This window comes from Protofrankia sp. CiP1_Cm_nod4 (assembly GCF_982290645.1).
Window position 1 is genome coordinate 18819 of record NZ_CEVIVC010000089.1, and the last position, 2027, is coordinate 20845.

Consider the following 2027-nt stretch of genomic DNA (forward strand, 5'->3'; position numbering starts at 1 on the left):
CTCTCCCCCGACTACCTGGAGAACTCGAAGTTCGGTACCGCCGAATGGCAGGCGTTCTGGCGGGGGGATCCGGACGGTGAGAAGCGCAGGGTCCTGCCGGTCCGGGTGAAGCACTGCGCTCCGGATGGCCTCCTAGGCGGCATCGTCTACATCGACCTCGTCGGCCTTGCGAAAGAGGAAGCCGAGAAGATCCTGATCGACCGCGTCAAGGCTTCGCTGGACGGCCGTGCGCGGCCGACCAGCCCACCCCGCTTCCCAGGCCGATAGCCCCCAAGGCCGTCCGGACGACGTTGTATGAGAGCCAGGCCGAGCTTCTTCTCTTCGGACGCGGACACACAGCACCCGAAGGACGGCAGCGGCGGCTACACCAGAAAGTCGGTGACGCTCAGGCCGGACTGGCTGACGATGGACCGGAAGGTACCAATACGCATGTTCTTGCGGCCCATGGGAACGATCACGGTTCGACCAGGTGATCCGTCGTACCGGTACTTGCGGTGGAAGCCCCGCTGACCGACGGGCCGGAAACCGTGCTTTTCGAGAATTTTGCAGATGTCGTCAGAGGAGGGCGTGCTAGGCAACTTGCAGTGTTACCTTTGCTACCTTTGCCTGGTCGACGAGATGCGCTTCAACGGCATCGCCATCCTCGAAGTACAGCTCCAGGGCCTCCCGAATGTTGGCGATGGCCTCCTGCTCGGTGTCGCCGTCACTGGCTACTTCGACTTCAAGACACCGCGCGACAAAACCGTCTTCCTCACGGTAGACGACTACCGTGAGCTGCTGCTCCGCCATCGTCCGAGATGCTCCTTACCCAGATCTGATTCGCACCACTTCCGATTACTGGGTGTAACTCTAGCAGGACGAGGGACGTTCATCAATTCGCCGGATCGATATGACGCCGCTGTCGCGGCGTGGGGTGCGTCAGCCGGCCAGGTCGGCGATCAGGTCGGGCAGGACGAGTTCCTCGTCCACGCGGACGCCGTGGTGCTGCAGGGCCGGGCGCAGCTCGGCGTCCCAGGACGCCTCGACCGGACGGCGGCCGGCGAGTTCGCCGCCGGTGACGCGGGCCAGCGTCGCCCGGTAGGCCTGGGTGTCGAAACGCCACGGCCGCCACGGGACACGCTCCAGCAGGCCGTTGCCGATGCGGATCCCGCCCCAGTCGAAGTCGCCGTGGTAGGCGAAGCGGGCGCCCTCGGCTGCGAGCAGGTCGAGCAGGCGGAGCACCGCGGCCGACGGCTGCCCGTTGACGCACACCATCGGCGGACAGTCACGCCCCAGCGCGTCGGCGGCGCTGGCGAGCACGATCGGGTTCTCGCACATCCACACCGTCCGCTCGCCGACACCGAACTCGGCCCACTCCCGCCCGGGCCGATCACCCTGCCCAGGACGATCGGCCTGAGCGGCCTGGCCGGCCTGGCCGGGTTGGACGGGAGGACCAGGCCGGCCGTTCTGTTCGGGCCGGCCGTTCTGTTCGGGCTGGTCGAGCCGGTCGGGCTGGTCGAGCTGGTCGAGCCGGTCGGGCTGGCTGAGCTGGCGCAGGGTCAGGACGCACGGCTCGCCGGCCTCCCGGGCCAGGGCCAGGATGCGGCCGGTGGTGGTGGCCGCTCCCCCGGGCAGGCCCAGGCACAGCACCGTGGAGGACAGCTCGTCACGGTGGACGCCGACCGCGGCCCACACGGCGCGGCGTTCGGCGGCGGAACCGTCCCCGGCGGGCGGCGCCCCCCGCAGCACCCTGGCCGCCGCGAGGCAGAGCGTCGCCAGCGGCCGGGTGTCGTCGAGGGCGTGCGCGTCCCCAGTGGCCGTCGCGGCCAGCCGGCCCAGCGCCACGCCCGGCGAGGGCAGCGCGGCGAGCACCCGCAGCAGGTCGGCGACGAGCGCCGCCGCCGCCTCGACGTCACCGGCGGTCAGGCGGCGCAGCATGCCGGTGGCGTCCAGCCAGGACCGCCAGGCGGCGAGTTCGGGACGTCGCGTCACGAGGGCGTCCAGCGGGGCGTGCGCCTGTGACCACGCCGCGGCCTCGGAGGCGGCCA

At 70.2% G+C, this 2027-nt stretch carries 4 protein-coding genes; 1 reads left to right on the top strand and 3 read right to left on the bottom strand.

Annotation, left to right across the window (positions count from 1 at the left end):
* The coding region (locus AC5LSR_RS16500) for a toll/interleukin-1 receptor domain-containing protein (RefSeq protein ID WP_493468656.1) at nucleotides 1-267 on the top strand (267 nt) is incomplete at its 5' end.
* A 95-nt stretch (nucleotides 268-362) separates the two neighbouring features.
* On the opposite strand, the gene AC5LSR_RS16505 is transcribed toward AC5LSR_RS16500, so the two are convergent.
* The 3 genes from AC5LSR_RS16505 to AC5LSR_RS16515 all read right to left on the bottom strand — a co-directional run.
* Nucleotides 363-578: a type II toxin-antitoxin system HicA family toxin gene (locus tag AC5LSR_RS16505; protein WP_250290955.1), complete on the bottom strand. Its 216-nt coding sequence runs from the start codon at nucleotides 576-578 to the stop codon at nucleotides 363-365.
* Nucleotides 571-789: a type II toxin-antitoxin system HicB family antitoxin gene (locus AC5LSR_RS16510; protein WP_250290954.1), complete on the bottom strand. Its 219-nt coding sequence runs from the start codon at nucleotides 787-789 to the stop codon at nucleotides 571-573. Before AC5LSR_RS16510 ends, AC5LSR_RS16505 begins: the two co-directional genes overlap by 8 nt.
* Before the next feature lie 129 nt (nucleotides 790-918).
* The coding region (locus AC5LSR_RS16515; RefSeq protein WP_493468657.1) for a DUF2399 domain-containing protein at nucleotides 919-2027 on the bottom strand (1109 nt) is incomplete at its 5' end.